General features: G+C 37.4%; 3 protein-coding genes. All 3 read left to right on the top strand.

Going from position 1 to position 1,431, the window contains the following annotated elements; translation table 11 throughout:
* Positions 1–420, top strand: a 420-nt coding sequence (locus O9290_RS00700; RefSeq protein ID WP_288054735.1) for a DUF29 domain-containing protein, incomplete at its 5' end; no start/stop codon positions are given.
* Between the two features lie 34 nt (positions 421–454).
* Positions 455–1,021, top strand: a complete 567-nt coding sequence (locus tag O9290_RS00695) for a Uma2 family endonuclease (protein ID WP_002762733.1) — start codon at positions 455–457, stop codon at positions 1,019–1,021.
* A 14-nt stretch (positions 1,022–1,035) separates the two neighbouring features.
* Positions 1,036–1,431 (top strand): Uma2 family endonuclease (locus O9290_RS00690; RefSeq protein ID WP_288023440.1); only part of this gene is annotated, 396 nt, incomplete at its 3' end.

The following is a 1,431-nucleotide window of genomic DNA, read 5'->3' as shown; positions in this document are numbered from 1 at the left end:
CTCTATGAGATTGATGACTCTCAATGGCTAGGAGAAACCGTTAGCCTACTCAGAAATCATCAATTTTCACAACTAGACTTAGAACATTTAATCGAGGAATTAGAGGATTTGGGCAAAGAAAAGAAAAATGCGGTAGCCAGTCTTTTAGAACAGGTTATCCGCCATTTATTATTACTGCAATACTGGACAAAGGAAGCAGAATATAATACAATTCATTGGCAGGAAGAAATTTATAACTTCCGTACTCAATTAGGGCGAAAAATGACAGCCAATCTCCACAATTATTTAGAGGAAGAATTAAACTCGATCTACCAAGATGCGTTAGGTTTTGTCAAAATCAAAACAGTGAATACTGTGATTTTTCCCTCTCAATGTCCTTACTCACTAGAACAATTACTAGATCGCTCTTGGTTGCCATAAAAATCAATTAAACAACAAAAAGAGATGAGAAATTATGTTAACCACAAAACCCCGCTTTCAAACCTTCGCTGAATATCTACATTATGAGGATAATTCAGAGGAACACTATGAATTATTTAACGGAGAATTGGTAGAAATGCCGCCAGAATCAGGACTTAACTTTGAAATCGCTAACTTTCTTTTTCTCAAATTTGCCTCCCTTGTTGGACATCGGAGAGTCAGAGGACATGGTTTAGAATTAGAAGTGAGAGGCGAACCGAAAAACCGTTACCCTGACTTAACCATTATTCGAGAAGAACATATTCAATTACTCTCCCAGAGAAATACGATTCTTCTTACCATGGCACCCCCCTTATTAGTCATTGAAGTCGTTAGCCCCGGAGAAATCCAAAGAGAGAGAGATTACATCGCTAAAAGAAGCCAATATCAAGATTGTGGGATTCCCGAATACTGGATAGTTGATCCTCAAACTCAAACCATTTTAGTCTTAGAATTAAGAGAAAATACTTATACAGAAATTGGTAATTTTAGCAATGATGACTTAGTAAAATCCTCTATATTTAATCAACTCAATTTAAAAGTTTCTCAAGTATTTAATTAGGCAAATTAACCCCCATGATTACCGTCGAACCCATTACCTTAGCCAAGTCTCCTCAAACAATTCCACGCCTAGAAAATGGAGACAAGCTTACTCGTCGTGAATTTGAGCGTAGATATAATGCTATGCCAAATCTGAAAAAGGCAGAACTGATTGAAGGAATTGTTTATATTATGGCTTCTCCTCTCAGAATTAAGAACCATGGTGAACCCCATGCTGATATTATAGGTTGGCTAAGTGTCTATAAAGCCTTTACTCCCAATCTGCAATTAGGCGATAATTGTACGGTACGTCTTGATGCGGACAATGAACCTCAACCCGATGCACTATTAAGAATTAAAAATGGTGGACAATCAACGATTAGTGAGGATGGTTATGTCGAAGGTGCGCCAGAGTTAATCGTCGAAATTGCT

Origin of the sequence: Microcystis sp. LE19-41.2A (assembly GCF_027530405.1) — a bacterium.
Taxonomy (GTDB): Bacteria; Cyanobacteriota; Cyanobacteriia; order Cyanobacteriales; family Microcystaceae; genus Microcystis; species Microcystis aeruginosa.
The sequence above is the reverse complement of the archived record's forward strand: the minus strand, read 5'-3'. Positions and strand labels throughout refer to the sequence as shown.